Below are 17,724 nucleotides of genomic sequence, written 5' to 3'. Positions count from 1 at the left end.
ATAAGTTTATAGTTTTAAGAAATATCTTTTTTAAGAAGCATAAATGAAAATGAATAGGAAATTTTACTTATATTTTATTTGTCGTCACCAGTTATGATTTTTAATGGTAAAATCTAAACAGAATAGGAATTTTTTACGATAATAAAGAGTAAGAGGAAACCTTGAAGGTGAATCAGCCAAGAGCAGAGAAATTACTTGCGGCTGGTTAAAGAAATGCAGCTTGGCTAACATAAGTTTTCCTAAGAGGTACATAGAGCGATCTGCGTTGCGGAAAGGATTGGAAAGAATGGAGATTCTGAAGAACGATTATTTTACGATGACAGAAACAGATGGAAAGTTGTACATTCTTGTAAATCGTGCAGGTTTTTTGTTGCAGGATTTTAACCAGCTTCTCCAAAAACATCCACGGTTAGAAATCAGCAAATTCATGAATTTGCGCAAAGCACTAGAAGAGGCAAGTGGAGAGGAAGTTGAGGTTGGAAAGCTCAAGCCTGTAGCATCCATTACAATTACAAAGGATAAAATGCAGGCGAAGGTAAAGGTGAATGAAACAGAAGAAACATTTCTTTCAAATATAAATGGATACAAATCAATGATGATTGAACTCCTTCGGGAACAACGAGTGAAGGACGGCATTAAGGTTGAGGTGTTAAGTAATCCTGATATAACGAAGAAAGAGTTAGTTGTAGCTGAAGGGGTAGAACCTGTTAACGGCGATGATGCCATTGTCCGCTATTATGAATTAGCTGAGCGAAAACCGAAAATTCGTGAAGATGGAAATGCCGATTATTACGACATGAATTTTATTGATGAGGTGGAAAAAGGGGCTTGGCTTGGTGAAAAGATTGAACCAACAGACGGTTTTCCAGGCAGAACAGTAACCGGAGAATTTTTGACTCCTAAAAAAGGGAAAGACCGTCGCTTAAGCTACGACAAAAAGACCGTAGCAGCTGTTAAAGAAGGCGGTAAGACGGTACTTCGAGCAAAAACTGAAGGCGTTGTAAAAGTAGTAGATGGCAAAGTTTCAATCGGTACACACTTAACGATTGATGGAGATATCGGCGTTGAGACGGGAAACATTGAATTTGAAGGAAGTGTGGAAGTTCGCGGGACTGTACAAGCGGGGTTTTCGGTGGTTGCCACGAGTGATGTTTCAATTTTAAGTGAGCTTGGTATCCGTGGAGCAAAGCATATTGAATCACGGAATGGTGACGTCTTTATTAAAGGTGGCGTGTTTGGCCAAGGAAGTACAGTAATTCGTGCAAAGCGAAATATTTATTTAAAGCATGCAAATGAGTGTAATTTGTATGCTGGTGAGGACATTAATATTGGCTACTACTCGATTGGCAGCTTCTTGCAAGCAACAAATGTAAGCACAGATGATAAGAAAGGCAAGATTATTGGCGGACAAATTGAAGCAAAAGGGAAAGTTACATCCGCTTACATCGGTAATAAGATGGAGCGAAAGACACAGATTAATGTTCAAGGTTTTGATCGCAATGCAATTAAAGAAGAATTAAATGAATTGCTGGTGCATTATAAGACACTTGTTCAAGAGGTTGAAGTGTTAAAAAGGCAGCTTGAGATTTTTGAAAGTTTTCTTGATCAATTAGAGGAAAGTCAGCGCAAAGATTATGATAAGCACTTAGAGAAATATGAACAGCTAATGACAGAAATCGCTAACATTGAGCAATATCGAAAGACGTTAATGAGAATGCTTGAAACAAAAGGAGAAGGTCAAGTAACGATTCTACAGCAGGCATATCCTGAAGTGATGCTTGAGATTAAAGACTTAAAGAAAAAACTTAATCGTAATACAACAGGCACCTTCTTTGCACTTGGGAAAGAATTGCATTTCGAATAAGCTTTATGGGGATAAGCTATTTGAAAAGGGATTAAGAAATCGGGGGATGATGATGGAAACAAAAGACGGAAAGAACATGTATCGTTTCAAACTTTTGCTGAATGCGATTGATCTATTTTCGCAGCGTTTTCATATTGAGCAAATCCTTGACTATGCGTTCGAATTCACAAACCAGATGTATCATTTGAAAGCTTCTGCATTGTTTGTAAGAGAAGGTAACTACTTTGTTTTGAAGAAACAAAAGCAATATGATTTACTTCACCACCGTATGCGAACGAACCGAAAGCTTGACGAGCTGCCGCTGTTTCACGGTCGTATTCTCACAGCCAATATTCATGAGTATTTTGACCAAGAAGAAATAGAGCGCTTCGACATGAAAATGGTTGTGCCGTTAATAATCGATACAGAACTCGCAGGCTACATTGTTTCTAATGGAAAGAAAGATGGAGAGTTTGAAGCAGAAGACTTGAAAGTTAGTGACGCATTAATGCGCCTAATTAACCACTCATTAGAAAACAATCAACGTTTGCTTGATTTAAGAGACGTGAACTCAGAGCTGGACCGCAAAATCTTTAACCTATTAATTGTGAATCAAAGTACAAAAGCTCTTTTGTCAGAATTAAATTTAGATTCTTTATATGCGATTGCCACTGACGTGTTTAGCGAGGTTGCCGGTAGTAAGGTTACATCCTTCGGTATATATGATCCAGTATTGAAAAAAATCAAAATTTCGGGCTACCGTAATGTCAACTCCTTCACCTCTTATTATACAGAGCTAGAATTGCATACGCGAACATACACTTCATCAAATATTGTTCTTCATATGGAACGCGATGCCGAGACAATCAAGAGTATTTTTAAAAATTATGAGGAATTAGCAAGACTTGAAGCTACTTATATTGTACTTATTGTAAAAGGTGAAATTCTTGGAGTGGTTACACTTGGCGACTCTGTAACAGGTGAAGAGTATAGTAAGACAGAATTTGAACTTATCGAATCACTTGCTTCTACCACCTATATCGGCATTACGAATGCGACACTTTTTGAACAAATTTCGACTCAAAAAGAACAAGCGGAGCGGAAATACGATGTACTTTCTACGTTAAATCATCTTGTGAGAACGATTACTTCATGTAAAACAAAAGAAGAACTATATAGCTTAACACTACAAACATTGTCGCTCGGTTATGGTGTTAAGAAGGCGTTTATATGTGAACGAAATGATGCAGATGAATTTGAAGTTCAGTATACAATTGGGCTGGAGGAAACCCTTGACCAAGTCGTGCCGTTTGGGGAAAATTTAGTAGACGAATCGGAAGTTGAAACCGTATACAATTATTCTGCTCACCATCTGAACGCCTATTTTGAAGATGAATCGTTTATCGAAAGATTAGGAGAAACAAATGGCTTTGTGTTTGCCCCAATTTGTATTGATAATCATTTAGATGAAGGGCGAGAAGTTGAGTTATTTGGCAGCATTGTCGTTCTAGAAACGAAAGACAATCTAAAGGATGAAGAAATTTTGTTAATTGATACAATCGCCACGCATATTTCACCAATTGCTTATCAAATGGCTATCGCTGAACAAGCGCAAGAATCATGTGAAATTGATCCAGAATTTGCTTTAAAACAAACGGTTCGGGAAAAAATAGATGATGCTGAAATGTTTGGTTTGACGTTTAATGTTTTCATTAAGCAAATTCATACCTCACCTTTTATCGAAACGACAATTGAAGATTTAGGAATCGCGGTAACAAGCCTGGAAAAAGCGTTTGTAATCGGAAACTATGTCTTCTTGGTTAGTTACGACGAGGAAAAGGATGAAAGCTGGATTAAGGTAGAAAATCCAACAACTTTGGATGCAGTAACAGAAAAGCCATTTGCAAAACTGTGCTAATTTATGTTTAATTATATATAGTAGGATGTTGAAAGAGTATCTGTTTAAGATACTCTTTTTTGCAGTAAAGAAGTTAGCGTAGGTTTGGAAGTTTAGTATATGGGTAGCTAAGCGCCAATTTTACGCTATAAGAACTTGACTAATTGGCAAGTTTATTTAAGAGGGAACTTCATTTTTTCTTAATCTGCTTTTTTCAATTTTTCGTGCTAAAAAGGGTAAATGGGTTTATAATTTTAATTTAAGGGTAATGGGTTATTTGAAAACAAGGCGGAAATTGCACAGATAAGTTTTTTGAAAATTGTGCATTCCCTCTCTCTATTTTTTGGAGAATATGTTAATATTGTAACATTACAAAAAACCGAAGAACGAAAGAAGTGGGTGGAGAAAAGAAGATGAAAGTATCTAAGTTTGGTGGTACATCTGTAGCAAGTGCAGAACAATTTAAAAAAGTAGCCAATATTATTATGGCTGATTCAAATCGTAAAGTTGTAGTCGTTTCTGCTCCAGGTAAGCGGTTTTCAGGAGATACGAAAACGACGGATCTCTTGATTGAATATGGTGAAAAGCTACTAGCAGAGCAAGACGCTGAAAATGAACTACAAGACATTGTTGACCGTTATAATGCAATTGCAGCTGAACTAGGTCTTACAAGCGGGATTATTGATGAAATCCGTGCAAATCTTAACTCTCTTAAAGATGCGGACCGTACAAATGAACAACGTTTTATGGACCGAATTAAGGCAAGTGGAGAAGATAACAATGCTAAGTTGTTTGCCGAGTATTTAAATCATCTTGGTGTTGAAGCGCACTACGTGAATCCACAGGATGCAGGCATTATTGTAAGTGATGAGCCTGGAAAAGCGCAAGTTCTTCCTGAAACATTTGAAAATTTGAAAGCTTTACGTGAGCGAAGCGGCGTATTGGTTGTTCCAGGCTTCTTTGGATATTCTCCTGAGGGTGAGCTTGTAACTTTCTCACGTGGAGGATCGGATATTACCGGTTCGATTGTGGCAGCAGGCGTTAACGCAGAGTTATATGAAAACTTTACAGACGTTGATTCTGTCTTTAGTGCAAACCCTGCGATTGTGGAAAACCCACAAGCAATTGAAGAATTAACATACAAGGAAATGCGAGAGCTTTCTTATGCAGGCTTCTCTGTTTTCCATGATGAAGCACTTATTCCAGCGTTCCGTGCAGGTATTCCAGTATGCATTAAGAATACAAATAATCCATCAGCACGAGGTACATTTGTTGTATCAAAACGCGATTATACGAAAAATCCTATTGTTGGGATTGCGGCTGACAGTGGTTTTTGCAGCATTCATGTCAGCAAATACTTGATGAACCGTGAAGTCGGCTTTGGTCGCCGTTTACTAGAAATTCTTGAAATAGAAGAACTTTCTTATGAGCATATGCCTTCAGGAATTGATGAAACATCTGTTATTCTACGAGAAAATCAGTTTACTAATGACAAAGAAGAACGTGTATTACAGCGGATTAAAGAAGAACTTCAAGTTGACAGTGTATCCATTAAGCATGACCAAGCGATGGTTATGGTTGTTGGGGAAGGAATGACTCAACAAATTGGTATCTCTGCTAAAGCGACAGCGGCATTTGCACGTGCAGGTGTTAACATTGAAATGATTAACCAAGGTTCTTCTGAGGTTAGTATGATGTTTGCTGTTAAGGAAGCAGACGCTGCAGAAGCTGTGCGTTCTCTTTATAAAGAATATTACGGTGAATATAGCAAAAAAGAAGAATTAATTCCTGCGGTTATGGAAGTGAAATAATCGTGAAAAGTCCGGTTTTTAAATAAACCGGGCTTTTTTTATGCGGAAAAGTGACTGGGTGATTGGCAAGCTCTAGCATCGCTCACATCTCTTTGTTTTGATTCAGGATTGAAGTCTTATTTTAATATACAATAACCGTTTCGTTTGTATAATGGAAGGAAAGGTGTAATAGGAATAGTAGTGAAGGGGCGAGGGAAATGACGAAAATTTTCGGGCACCGCGGAGCTGCGGCAGATTATCCAGAAAATACGATGATTTCTTTTCAAGCGGCTTATGAAGCTGGTGCAGATGGTATTGAATTGGATGTGCAGCAAACAAAAGATGGTGAATTAGTCGTACTTCACGATGAATCAGTAAATAGAACGACAGATGGAAGCGGGTATGTGAAAGATTTAACCTTTGCGCAGATAAGCAGTATCAATGCGGCCGCAAGATGGTCGACTGTCACGTCTCAAGCAATTCCGACACTAGAGGAAGTGCTTCAATGGGCAAGTGATAAGCCGATTTGGTTGAATATTGAATTGAAAAATAACGTCTTTCCATACAAAGGAATGGAAGAACGTTTAATTCTGCTACTGAGAAAGTACGGAAATGCTGAGCGGATTATTCTTTCATCGTTTAATCATGAGAGCATTGTTAAAATTACTCGTTCTAATCCAGAATATGAAACGGCGTTACTGCTATCTGACAGTCTTGTTGCGCCATGGGTGTATGCTAATCAATTAGGGATAACTGCATTGCATCCGAAATGGCGGCACGTCGATAAGCATTTTATTGAGCATGCTCATATGCATGAAACAGCGGTTAGACCGTATACGGTAAATAAGGTAGAGGTAATGAAACGGCTGATCCATGCTAAAGTTGATGCTATTATTACTGATTATCCAGAAAAAGCCGTTCAACTTCGCAATGACTTAATTTTATCCTAAACTGGTGCTCGTTATGTTTAAAGGTCTAGGTAATAAGTAGTATATTACGGGCTATATTGTATAAATATTATGAAAATTATAGAATTTTTCCCTGATCTATCGTATTTTAGTCTTAGTATGAGTTTTGTAGATTAACAGGGAGGGGTATAATGGGGGGTTGCGAAAAACGCTTCAATAAAAATAAAATTACTTCTTACAATTTTAGTCGTTACGTTACTTCCGCTATTAGCGGCGGGGTTCTTAAGCTACAATTCGAAAGAGGGGATATACAAATTAACAAAACAAGACTTAAATTATATCGTCAGCATCAAGGCTGAACAAATCGGTGAATATATGACTGACACAGAGATTACAGAGGAAGAACGACAGATCGTAGAAGGCCTATTAGAGGATATGAAGAAAAATTATTATGAGGCACAGGGTTCAGATGGATATGGATATATTGTAGACTCAGAGGCCAATACGATCTTCCATCCAGATAAACAATTAGTTGGCACGAATCTGATGGAATATGAATTCATGCAAGAAATTATCAAACAAAAAAATGGTTACATTGAATATGAGTGGAAAGGTGAAATGAAGGTGGCAGCATTTCATGAATTGCCAAATGGCCATATTTTTGCGGTTTCCAGCTACCTTCATGACATGTTGAAGAGTACGAATAAAATTGAAAGAGACATGTTTATTATTAGTATTCTCGGTGCAATAGCAGCAGTTCTAGCTGGGGCATTCATTGTGAATCAAATTACAAAACCGATTAAATCAGTCGTTGAAGCTATGAAAAAAGCAGAGGAAGGTGACTTAACGGTTGGAGTCCCGGTTTATTCTAGAGATGAAGTTGGACAAATTTCGGTTATGTATAATAGCATGATTCAGAAGTTGAAAGGCATTTTAACGGAAATTCATGAAGCATCTGAGCAAGTAGCTGCCTCGTCGGAAGAGTTAACAGCTAGCGCAGGTGAGAATACACGAGCTTCTGAGCAAATTGCTAGTGCAGCCGAAGAGATTTCGCGAAGCTCTCAAGACCAAGTTGAGCGAGTGGGAGTGGTCGTTGAATCGATTCATGATATTTCGGGCGCCATTTCACAAACGAAAAATAACGTAAGTCAAGTGAAGGAAGATGCTCAAATTGCTTCTCAATTTGCAGAAGAAGGAGCTAGTAACTTAGCAGAAGTTGTTGAAGAAATGGAAGACATTACAACGAAAGTACGTAAAACTGAGGAAGTCATTCGAGAACTTGGTGGTCAGTCTAAGTCAATCATGGGAATTATTACGACCATTACTGATATAAGTGAACAGACAAACCTTCTTGCGTTGAATGCAGCAATCGAAGCAGCACGTGCAGGTGAACAAGGTAAAAGCTTTGCAGTTGTAGCTGGAGAAGTACGCAAGCTTGCTGAGCAGTCACGGAAAGCAGCTTCTGAAATTGCCGACCTTATTTTAATGATTAATGATGAAATTAAAGATGCTTCTTATATGATGGAAGAAAGTTCAAAAGCAGTGTCTGAGGGTGGCGCAGTTGTCAGCACAGCTGGGCAATCATTCAGGAAAATTAAACAATCAGTCAATGACGTCTATCATGAAATGGAAAGTTTAACAGGCGCAATTAAGCAAATTAATGATGACGCGACAAGAATTGTAGAAAATGCAGATGAGATTTCGAACCTTGCAGGAGTATCTGCGGGTGATACAGAGGAAGTAGCCGCAGCGTCAGAGGAACAAATGGCGACGATGGAAGAAATTAACGCTGCTTCGCAAATGCTCGCAAATATGGCTGATCATTTACAAGAACAAGTTAACCAATTTAAGATAACAAAGTAAAAAAAAGGAGTGCCTATATGGGCGCTCCTTTTAACGTTGGAATTTTCCTTGAACTTTGTTTCGTTTACGGTCGCGATAAAGAATAAACCCACCGACAAAGCCTAATCCTACAAGAAATAGAAGCAGACCAATCAAAAATTGTATCCAAAGAAATGGAAATGGTGGTTGTTGGATGCCAAAAACCATATCACGCATTAACTTTATACCATACCCTGCTCCGAAACCGGGAATTAACATAATTAACAAGGCGAGAATTCGTTTCATTTTTTTATCCCTTCTCTTACTGTTTTCTATATTTGAGCATGATAAATTTTTGGAAGATTGTCAAGTCCCACTTTTCAAGCTATGATCAAAGTATGCAATGTTTTGCATGCAAAAGTTGCAAAGGAGTGGAGAACGATTGTGCAAAATGTATTAATTGTGGGAGCTGGCAAAGGTGGCACAGCAATTTTAAAAATGTTTAATCAAACAAATGCAACGAATGTGGTTGCAATAGCCGATATAAATATGGAAGCACCTGGGATGAAACTTGCAAAGCAATTAAATATTCAGACAGGAGGGGATTGGAAGGAATTATTACATGATGAAGTGGATGTCATCGTTGAAGCAACAGGGGATGAACATGTGTTTAAGTCACTTGTGAAACATCGTGGAAATAATATGGTTGTGATTCCTGGTTCGGTTGCGTATATTACAGCGCAATTAATGGAAGAGAAAGAAACGTTAATCGAAACGTTGAAAAATCAATCATATATGCAAGATATGATCTTAAATGCAACCCATGATGGCATGGTGGCGATTGATGCAAAGGAAAATTTAATCCTCATTAACAAAGCTGCAGAGCGAATGATGAAGCTTCAATTTGAAGAAGTAATCGGCAGATCTGTAACAGAAGTTATACCAAACAGCAAGCTGCCAAGAGTACTGACTACTAAACAGTCCGAAATGAATAAAGAACAAGTGCTAGAAGACGGGACAAAAATTATTACGACACGAATACCGATGATGAGTAATGAGGGAAAAGTTATCGGTGCGATTGCGGTATTCAAGGATATTACAGAAGTTGTCGATTTGGCAACTGAAATTACCAATTTAAAAGATATCCAAACGATGCTAGAAGCGATTATTCAATCATCAGATGAAGCTATTTCTGTCGTTGATGAACATGGTAAGGGAATAATCATCAACCGAGCCTATACTCGTCTTACTGGACTTGAAAAGGAAGATGTAGTCGGCAAGCCTGCCACAACTGATATTTCTGAAGGGGAAAGTATGCACATGCAAGTGTTAAAAACACGAAAAGCTGTGCGTGGGACAAGAATGCGTGTTGGTCCGCACAAGAAAGATGTGATTGTAAACGTCGCCCCTATTATTGTGGATGGGAAGCTAAAAGGAAGCGTTGGCGTTATTCATGATGTATCAGAAATCAAAGAATTAACAAAAGAGCTTCGCAGAGCAAGACAAATCATTCGTACGCTAGAAGCGAAATATTCGTTTGATGACATTATTGGTGAATCAGAAGAAATGAAATTTGCGGTTGAACAAGCAAAGCTCGGCGCGAAAACACCTGCAACGGTTCTGCTCCGCGGGGAGTCAGGAACAGGGAAAGAGTTATTTGCACATGCCATTCATAACGGTAGTAACCGAAAGTACAACAAATTCATCCGGGTCAATTGTGCGGCAATTTCAGAAACATTGCTTGAAAGTGAGTTGTTCGGTTATGAAGAAGGAGCTTTTTCAGGTGCAAAACGCGGCGGCAAGCGTGGTTTATTTGAAGAGGCAAACAATGGCAGCATTTTTTTAGATGAAATCGGTGAATTGTCAGCAAATACACAGGCAAAGCTGCTTCGTGTGCTTCAAGAGAATGAGATTGTACGTGTCGGAGGTACGAAAGCGATTCCGATCAATGTCCGTGTTATTGCAGCTACGAATGTCAACCTCGAAAAGGGGATGGCGGATGGAACAGTCAGGGAAGACTTATACTACAGGTTGAACCGATTGCCGATCCACATTCCATCGCTTCGTAAAAGAAAAGAAGACATCCAAGCATTATGTGATCATCTTATTCAAAAGATAAATCAGGATTACGGAAGAAATGTAGAAGGCTTAACGTCTGAAGCTTTGCGTTATCTGAAAGAGTATGATTGGCCGGGGAATGTTCGGGAACTTGAAAACATTCTTGGACGAGCCATTATTAATATGCAATTCAATGAAGTAATGATTGATGAAAAGCACATACCCGATTTGAATATCAAAACAGGTAAAACGATGCAAGTACAGCCAAACATGCAAATTGATGGAAGCGATACTTTAAATGAATTAGTGGAAGACTACGAGAAACATGTTATTTCTGAAACACTGGAACGTTGTCAGGGGAACAAAACAAAAACAGCTAAGAAATTAGGTATTTCCATTCGGAATTTATATTACAAACTCGATAAGTATGAAATTGCAAATAATAGCATGCAATAATTTGCGTACTATGCATTGATTTGCAGAGTTGGTTTGCTCGGAAAACGGCTTAAATAAAGCGTTTTCATAAATGGGGAAGTTGGCACGTTTTTTGCATTATAAAAAGTGAGTGAAATAGAAAGGGTTGAAAGAAAGATGAAATTGTCTGCATTAATTCAAAAAGCAACCCAAGACAAACAGAAGACTGTTGCAGTCGCAGCAGCGGAAGACCGTGAAGTCATTGAAGCGGTGCTGATGGCACTGCAAGAAAACTTAGCACGTTTTCAGCTTTACGGGAGTGAAGAAGAGATTCGGTCGTTGCTAGAAGAGCATCAAGTAGATGCCTCGGCACACAGCCATTTAGAAATTATACCGGCTTCAAATGGAAAAGAAGCTGCTGAGATGGCTGTAAAAGCTGTTAGCCAAAAGAAAGCAGATGTGTTGATGAAAGGGATGATTCCGACTGCTGTTATTCTTCGAGCAGTTTTAAATAAAGAATGGGGTTTACGAGCAGGGAATAGCGTCCTTTCTCATGTAGCTGCATTTGAAATCGACGGATTCGATCGCTTAATTTTCATTACAGATGCAGCGATGAATATTGCGCCTACACTTCAGGAAAAGGCAAAAATCGTCGACAATGCGGTGGCAGTGGCGCGAGCGATTGGAGTCGATATGCCGAAGGTTGCACCTATCACAGCAGTGGAAGTTGTTAACCCGAATATGGAAGCCACTCTAGATGCAGCGGCTCTGACACAAATGAACAACCGTGGTCAGATTAAAAACTGTTTAATTGATGGACCGCTTGCGCTCGATAACGCTGTATCGATGCATGCAGCTGAACATAAAGGAATCGCTGGAGATGTTGCAGGCCAAGCAGATATTTTACTTGTACCTGCTATTGAAACAGGCAATGCACTGTACAAATCCTTAATCTATTTTGCAAAGGCAAAAGTAGGAGCAGTCATTGCAGGAGCACAAGCACCGATTGTATTAACATCACGAGCTGATTCAGCTGAGAGTAAGCTTCACTCTCTTGCTCTTGCTGTTTGTTCTGCGAAGTAACTTTTGTGTAACAATGGAATTCGGGGCATACCCTTGTCCCGGTTCCTTCTAATTATAGAAGTATGACCTATGGAATGAAAAAAATATTTTTATCATCAATGAGGAGGAGCAAAGCATGGAAATCTTTAAATATATGGAGAAGTATGATTACGAACAGTTGGTATTTTGTCAAGATGAACAATCAGGGTTGAAAGCAATTATTGCCATTCACGATACAACACTTGGGCCTGCTCTAGGCGGAACACGTATGTGGACGTATGAAAGTGAAGCAGCAGCAATTGAAGATGCACTTCGTCTAGCAAAAGGGATGACTTACAAAAATGCAGCAGCTGGCTTAAACCTTGGTGGAGGTAAAACAGTTATTATTGGTGATCCGCGCAAAGACAAGAATGAAGAAATGTTCCGCGCATTCGGTCGTTTCATTCAAGGATTAAACGGTCGTTACATTACAGCAGAAGATGTCGGTACTACAGTTGCAGATATGGATTTAATCCATGAAGAAACAAGTTATGTGACAGGTATTTCTCCTGCATTCGGTTCATCTGGAAACCCTTCACCAGTAACTGCTTACGGTGTATATCGTGGGATGAAAGCAGCGGCAAAGGAAGCCTTTGGCAATGATTCACTTGAAGGAAAAACAATTGCTGTTCAAGGTGTAGGAAACGTAGCGTACAATCTATGTAAACACTTGCATGAAGAAGGTGCGAGCTTAATTGTAACTGATATTAACAAAGAAGCTGTCCAACGTGCAGTGGATAACTTTGGGGCAAAAGCGGTTGAGCCAAACGAAATCTACGGTGTAGATTGTGACATTTATGCACCGTGTGCGTTAGGAGCAACTATTAATGATGAAACTCTTCCACAATTGAAAGCAAAAGTAGTAGCAGGTGCTGCGAACAACCAATTGAAAGAGGAACGTCATGGCGATAAGTTACATGAAATGGGCATTGTATATGCACCTGATTATGTTATTAATGCTGGTGGTGTAATCAATGTAGCAGACGAATTATACGGATATAATCGTGAGCGTGCAATGAAAAAGGTTGAAATGGTATATGACAATATTGAGCGTGTAATTGAGATAGCGAAACGTGACAATCTTCCAACATACAAAGCAGCAGATAAAATGGCTGAAGAGCGCATTCAAGGCTTAAGAAAATCACGCAGTCAATTTTTAATGAATGGTCATCATATTCTTAGCCGCCGCTAATCAACTCACGGTTGGAAAGAATCTGAGGGAAACGGGCTTCTGTCTTCGGACGAAGTGAGGGCAGAAGACCTGAAAAGAATACGGACAACGCATGAAAGTGAAAAGCGTTGTGTACTATTGGAGGGTCAAACGTTGCAGCAACGAGAATACAGAATGTTAGTCATTAATCCCGGTTCGACTTCGACCAAAATTGGCGTATTCGATAATGATCATATTGTTTTAGAACAATCAATTCGTCATGAATCGGAAGAAATTGAACAGTTCGGTTCAATTATTGAACAATATGATTTCCGTAAACGAGTGATCCTTGAAGCACTTGATCACGAAGGAATGAATATTTCCAAATTAGACGCAGTTGTTGGACGCGGCGGTTTACTTCGACCGATTGAAGGCGGTACATATACCGTGAATAATGTGATGCTTCAAGACTTGCGTGCAGGCTATGCAGGTGAACACGCATCGAACTTGGGCGGCATATTAGCACATGAAATTGCCAGTGGCTTGAACATTCCAGCATATATTGTTGACCCTGTAGTGGTCGACGAGCTACAAGAGCTTGCTCGCATTTCTGGTGTTGCGAAGATTGAACGCCGTAGTATTTTTCATGCGTTAAATCAAAAAGCAGTAGCACGTCGTGTTGCAAAAGAAATGAATAAAAAATATGAAGATTGCCGTTTTATTGTCACGCATATGGGCGGAGGAATAACGGTAGGGGTTCATGAGTATGGTCGTGTTGTGGATGTAAACAATGGTTTACATGGTGATGGTCCATTTAGTCCTGAACGGGCTGGAACGATTCCGGCGGGTGACCTTGTCTCTATGTGTTTTTCTGGGCAATATTACATGGACGAAATTATGAAAATGCTTGTTGGAAAAGGCGGATTAGTTGGCTATCTAGGTACAAACGACGCTGTTGAGGTTGAGAAGCGGATTGCAAATGGCGACGACAACGCAAAGCTTGTCTATGACGCAATGGCTTATCAAATTGCGAAAGAAATTGGTTCAGCTAGTGCTGTTCTAAGAGGTCAGGTTGATGCCATTATCTTAACAGGCGGATTAGCGTATGGAAAAGACTTTGTAAATGAAATTGTGAAACGAATAGAGTGGATTGCGGATGTAAACGTCCAACCAGGTGAAAATGAATTACAAGCACTTGCAGAAGGCGGCTTGCGCGTATTGAACGGTGAAGAAAACGCAAAGCAATATCCAAACCCAATAACACAAACGAAGGTTAAACGATAAGAAGGAGGAACAAGCAATGGCTGAAAATTATGATCTCGTCATCCTTGGCGGGGGTACCGGCGGTTATGTTGCTGCAATTAGAGCTTCTCAACTTGGCTTAAAAACAGCAATTGTGGAGAAAGGGAAACTAGGCGGTACTTGTCTTCATAAAGGATGTATTCCATCGAAAGCATTGCTTCGCAGTGCAGAAGTCTATGCAACCACAAAGCACGGAGAAGATTTCGGTGTCATCGTAAATGATGTGAAGCTTGATTTTGCAAAGGTTCAATCGCGGAAGCAAGGGATTGTAGACCAACTTCACCAAGGTGTGCAAGGATTAATGAAAAGAGGGAAAATTGACATATATGAAGGATTAGGACGTATCTTAGGACCTTCGATTTTCTCGCCTACAGCTGGCACTATCTCTGTTGAATACAGTGACGGTCGTGAAAATGACATGTTAATTCCAAGCAATGTAATTGTAGCGACAGGCTCACGTCCCCGTACATTACCTGGCTTAGAAGTAGACGGCAACTATGTGATGACATCAGATGAAGCCCTTCAACTTGAAAATCTTCCTCAATCTATTGTCATTGTTGGCGGCGGAGTGATCGGTATTGAGTGGGCATCGATGCTCCATGATTTCGGTGTAGAGGTAACTGTCATTGAATATGCCGACCGCATTCTTCCTACTGAAGACAAAGAAGTATCGAAAGAAATGCAGCGTCTAATGAAGAAGAAAGGCATCAACCTTGTAACAAGTGCAAAGGTGCTTCCAGATACGTTAGAAAAAGGTGATGGCATTACCATCAAAGCAGAGCATAAAGGTGAAGAAAAATCATTTTCTGCTGAGAAACTACTTGTTTCTGTTGGACGTCAAGCGAATTCAGAAGATATCGGTCTACAAAATACTGATATTGAAGTGGAAAACGGCTTTATTAAAGTGAACGATTATATGCAAACAAAAGAGTCACACATCTACGCAATTGGTGATGTCATTGGTGGCATGCAGCTTGCCCATGTTGCTTCACATGAAGGTATTCTTGCAGTGGAACATATCGCTGGTGAAAAGTGTGACCCAATCGATTACTCAATGGTTTCAAAATGTGTATATTCTAACCCAGAGGTTGCGAGTGTTGGCCTTACAGAAGAAGAGGCAAAAGACCTTGGCTATGATGTGAAGACGGGTAAATTTCAATTCCGTGCCATCGGTAAAGCACTTGTCTTTGGCGAGGCTGACGGTTTTGTGAAATTTGTTACCGATAAAGATTCAGAAGATTTACTTGGTGTTCATATGATTGGACCTCATGTGACAGATATGATTTCAGAAGCAGGTCTTGCTCGTGTTCTTGACGCAACAGCTTGGGAAGTAGCGCATACAATTCATCCGCATCCAACTTTAGCGGAAGCAATTGGTGAAGCGGCACTTGCAGTAGACGGAAAAGCAATTCATTCCTAATTATTTTGAGGAGGTAGAAACTATGGCGGAAAATCGTCATCAAGCATTAGGTTTAAGTGATGAGCAAGTAATGGAAATGTTCGAAACAATGCTATTAGCACGTAAGATTGACGAGCGTATGTGGTTGTTAAACCGTGCTGGTAAGATTCCTTTCGTTATTTCATGTCAAGGTCAAGAAGCAGCCCAAGTAGGAGCGGCGTTTGCTTTAGATCGTAAGAAGGACTATGCACTTCCATACTACCGTGACTTAGGGGTTGTACTTGCATTCGGGATGACAGCGCAAGAAGTGATGCTCTCTGGTTTTGCTAAGGCTGAAGACCCGAACTCAGGTGGACGTCAAATGCCTGGACACTTTGGTCAAAAGAAAAATCGTATCGTAACAGGCTCTTCTCCAGTTACAACACAAGTTCCGCATGCCGTAGGAATTTCACTTGCTGGGAAAATGCGCGGTGATGACATTGTTTCAATTGTTACTTTCGGTGAAGGTTCATCTAACCAAGGTGATTTCCACGAAGGTGCAAACTTTGCAGGTGTACACAAGCTGCCGGTTATCTTTATGTGTGAAAATAATAAATATGCTATTTCAGTACCGATCGATCGCCAGCTAGCGTGTGAAAATGTCTCAGATCGCGGAATCGGTTATGGAATGCCTGGTATTACAGTAGATGGAAACGACCCGCTTGCTGTATTTGAGGCGGTAAAAGAAGCAGCTGATCGCGGCCGACGCGGGGACGGTCCAACACTTATTGAAACGGTTTCTTATCGTTTAACACCACACTCTAGTGACGACGATGACCGTTATCGAGTGAAAGATGAAATTGAAGCGGAAAAGAAAAAAGACTCGATTATTACGTTTGCCAAGTACTTAAAAGAAGTTGGCATTATGTCAGACGAGCAAGAAAAAGAGCTTCATGAAAAAGTTCAACAGCTTGTTGATGAAGCAACAGACTATGCAGAAAATGCACCTTATGCTGATGCAGAAAGCGCAATGAAATACGTATACGCTGAATAGGAGGAGAGATCATTATGCCGGTTATGTCATATATAGAAGCAGTTACACGCGCGATGTATGAAGAGATGGAGCGCGATGAAAATGTCTTCGTTCTTGGTGAAGACGTTGGGAGAAAAGGTGGCGTGTTCCGCGCGACGCATGGGCTGTATGATACGTTCGGTGAGCACCGCGTCATTGATACACCATTAGCAGAATCTGCAATTGCTGGTGTGGGGATTGGTGCTGCAATGTACGGAATGCGTCCAGTGGCGGAAATGCAATTCGCTGACTTTATCATGCCTGCGGTCAACCAAATTATTTCGGAAGCTGCAAAAATTCGTTATCGTTCAAACAATGACTGGAATTGTCCAATTACAATCCGTGCTCCATACGGCGGCGGCGTCCACGGTGCATTGTATCACTCCCAATCAGTTGAGGCAGTGTTTGCTAATCAACCTGGCTTGAAAATTGTCATGCCATCTACGCCATATGATGTGAAAGGCTTATTAAAAGCAGCGATTCGTGATGATGACCCAGTGCTTTTCTTCGAGCATAAGCGTGCATACCGTCTTATTAAAGGCGAAGTGCCTGAGGATGATTATACATTGCCGATCGGTAAGGCTGATGTAAAGCGTGAAGGCGATGACATTACTGTTATCACATACGGCTTATGTGTTCACTTTGCACTACAAGCAGCTGAGAAGCTTGCAAACGATGGCATTTCAGCACATATTCTTGACTTGCGTACAGTGTATCCACTTGATAAAGAAGCGATTATTGAAGCTGCAGCGAAAACAGGTAAAGTATTATTAGTAACAGAGGATAATCTTGAGGGAAGCATCATGAGTGAAGTGTCTGCGATTATTGCTGAGAACTGCTTGTTTGACCTAGATGCACCAGTTCAACGCCTTGCAGGTCCAGATGTCCCAGCAATGCCGTATGCACCGACAATGGAGAAATACTTTATGGTTAACCCAGACAAAGTTGAAAAAGCAATGCGTGAGCTTGCTGAATTTTAATATAAAAGTA

The 17,724-nt window shown here is 40.1% G+C and carries 13 protein-coding genes; 12 read left to right on the top strand and 1 reads right to left on the bottom strand.

Going from position 1 to position 17,724, the window contains the following annotated elements; all coding sequences use genetic code 11:
• The first annotated feature begins 286 nt into the window (after nucleotides 1-286).
• From LC040_10415 to LC040_10395, 5 genes are all read left to right on the top strand, one after another.
• Entirely contained in the window at nucleotides 287-1,864 is a 1,578-nt protein-coding gene (locus LC040_10415; GenBank protein WLR49724.1) for a FapA family protein, read from the top strand.
• Nucleotides 1,865-1,910: 46 nt separating this feature from the next.
• Complete coding sequence (locus LC040_10410; GenBank protein WLR49723.1) at nucleotides 1,911-3,761, top strand: GAF domain-containing protein; 1,851 nt, start codon at nucleotides 1,911-1,913, stop codon at nucleotides 3,759-3,761.
• Nucleotides 3,762-4,153: 392 nt separating this feature from the next.
• Nucleotides 4,154-5,551 carry an aspartate kinase gene (locus tag LC040_10405; protein ID WLR49722.1) on the top strand — a complete coding sequence of 466 codons (1,398 nt, stop codon included), beginning with the start codon at nucleotides 4,154-4,156 and terminating at the stop codon, nucleotides 5,549-5,551.
• Between the two features lie 197 nt (nucleotides 5,552-5,748).
• Nucleotides 5,749-6,480: a glycerophosphodiester phosphodiesterase gene (locus tag LC040_10400; protein WLR49721.1), complete on the top strand. Its 732-nt coding sequence runs from the start codon at nucleotides 5,749-5,751 to the stop codon at nucleotides 6,478-6,480.
• Nucleotides 6,481-6,813: 333 nt separating this feature from the next.
• Entirely contained in the window at nucleotides 6,814-8,301 is a 1,488-nt protein-coding gene (locus tag LC040_10395; GenBank protein ID WLR49720.1) for a methyl-accepting chemotaxis protein, read from the top strand.
• 30 nt (nucleotides 8,302-8,331) lie between these two features.
• Here the strand turns inward: LC040_10395 and LC040_10390 are convergent, their stop codons facing one another.
• The gene (locus tag LC040_10390; protein WLR49719.1) at nucleotides 8,332-8,565 is read right to left on the bottom strand and encodes a DUF2627 domain-containing protein; all 234 of its coding nucleotides are present in this window, start codon (nucleotides 8,563-8,565) and stop codon (nucleotides 8,332-8,334) included.
• Between the two features lie 138 nt (nucleotides 8,566-8,703).
• Here LC040_10390 and LC040_10385 point away from each other — a divergent pair, with 138 nt between their 5' ends.
• From LC040_10385 to LC040_10355, 7 genes are all read left to right on the top strand, one after another.
• Complete coding sequence (locus LC040_10385; protein ID WLR49718.1) at nucleotides 8,704-10,773, top strand: sigma 54-interacting transcriptional regulator; 2,070 nt, start codon at nucleotides 8,704-8,706, stop codon at nucleotides 10,771-10,773.
• A gap of 135 nt (nucleotides 10,774-10,908) precedes the next feature.
• Nucleotides 10,909-11,814, top strand: coding sequence for a phosphate butyryltransferase (gene yqiS, locus LC040_10380; protein ID WLR49717.1), 906 nt, complete (start codon nucleotides 10,909-10,911; stop codon nucleotides 11,812-11,814).
• Between the two features lie 115 nt (nucleotides 11,815-11,929).
• Nucleotides 11,930-13,024, top strand: coding sequence for a branched-chain amino acid dehydrogenase (gene bcd, locus LC040_10375; protein WLR49716.1), 1,095 nt, complete (start codon nucleotides 11,930-11,932; stop codon nucleotides 13,022-13,024).
• Between the two features lie 132 nt (nucleotides 13,025-13,156).
• Nucleotides 13,157-14,266 (top strand): butyrate kinase, encoded by a 1,110-nt coding sequence (buk, locus tag LC040_10370; protein ID WLR49715.1) that lies wholly within the window; start codon nucleotides 13,157-13,159, stop codon nucleotides 14,264-14,266.
• A gap of 16 nt (nucleotides 14,267-14,282) precedes the next feature.
• Nucleotides 14,283-15,704 (top strand): dihydrolipoyl dehydrogenase, encoded by a 1,422-nt coding sequence (gene lpdA / locus LC040_10365; GenBank protein WLR49714.1) that lies wholly within the window; start codon nucleotides 14,283-14,285, stop codon nucleotides 15,702-15,704.
• A 22-nt stretch (nucleotides 15,705-15,726) separates the two neighbouring features.
• A complete protein-coding gene (locus LC040_10360) occupies nucleotides 15,727-16,716 on the top strand; it encodes a thiamine pyrophosphate-dependent dehydrogenase E1 component subunit alpha (protein ID WLR49713.1) in 990 nt (329 codons plus the stop codon).
• 14 nt (nucleotides 16,717-16,730) lie between these two features.
• The gene (locus LC040_10355) at nucleotides 16,731-17,714 is read left to right on the top strand and encodes an alpha-ketoacid dehydrogenase subunit beta (protein WLR49712.1); all 984 of its coding nucleotides are present in this window, start codon (nucleotides 16,731-16,733) and stop codon (nucleotides 17,712-17,714) included.
• Nucleotides 17,715-17,724 lie beyond the last annotated feature (10 nt).

This window comes from Bacillus tianshenii, assembly GCA_020524525.2.
In the GTDB taxonomy this organism is placed as follows: Bacteria; Bacillota; Bacilli; order Bacillales; family Bacillaceae_N; genus Bacillus_AV.
Note: the sequence above shows the minus strand (reverse complement) of the source record. Positions and strands in the feature narration are given on the sequence as shown.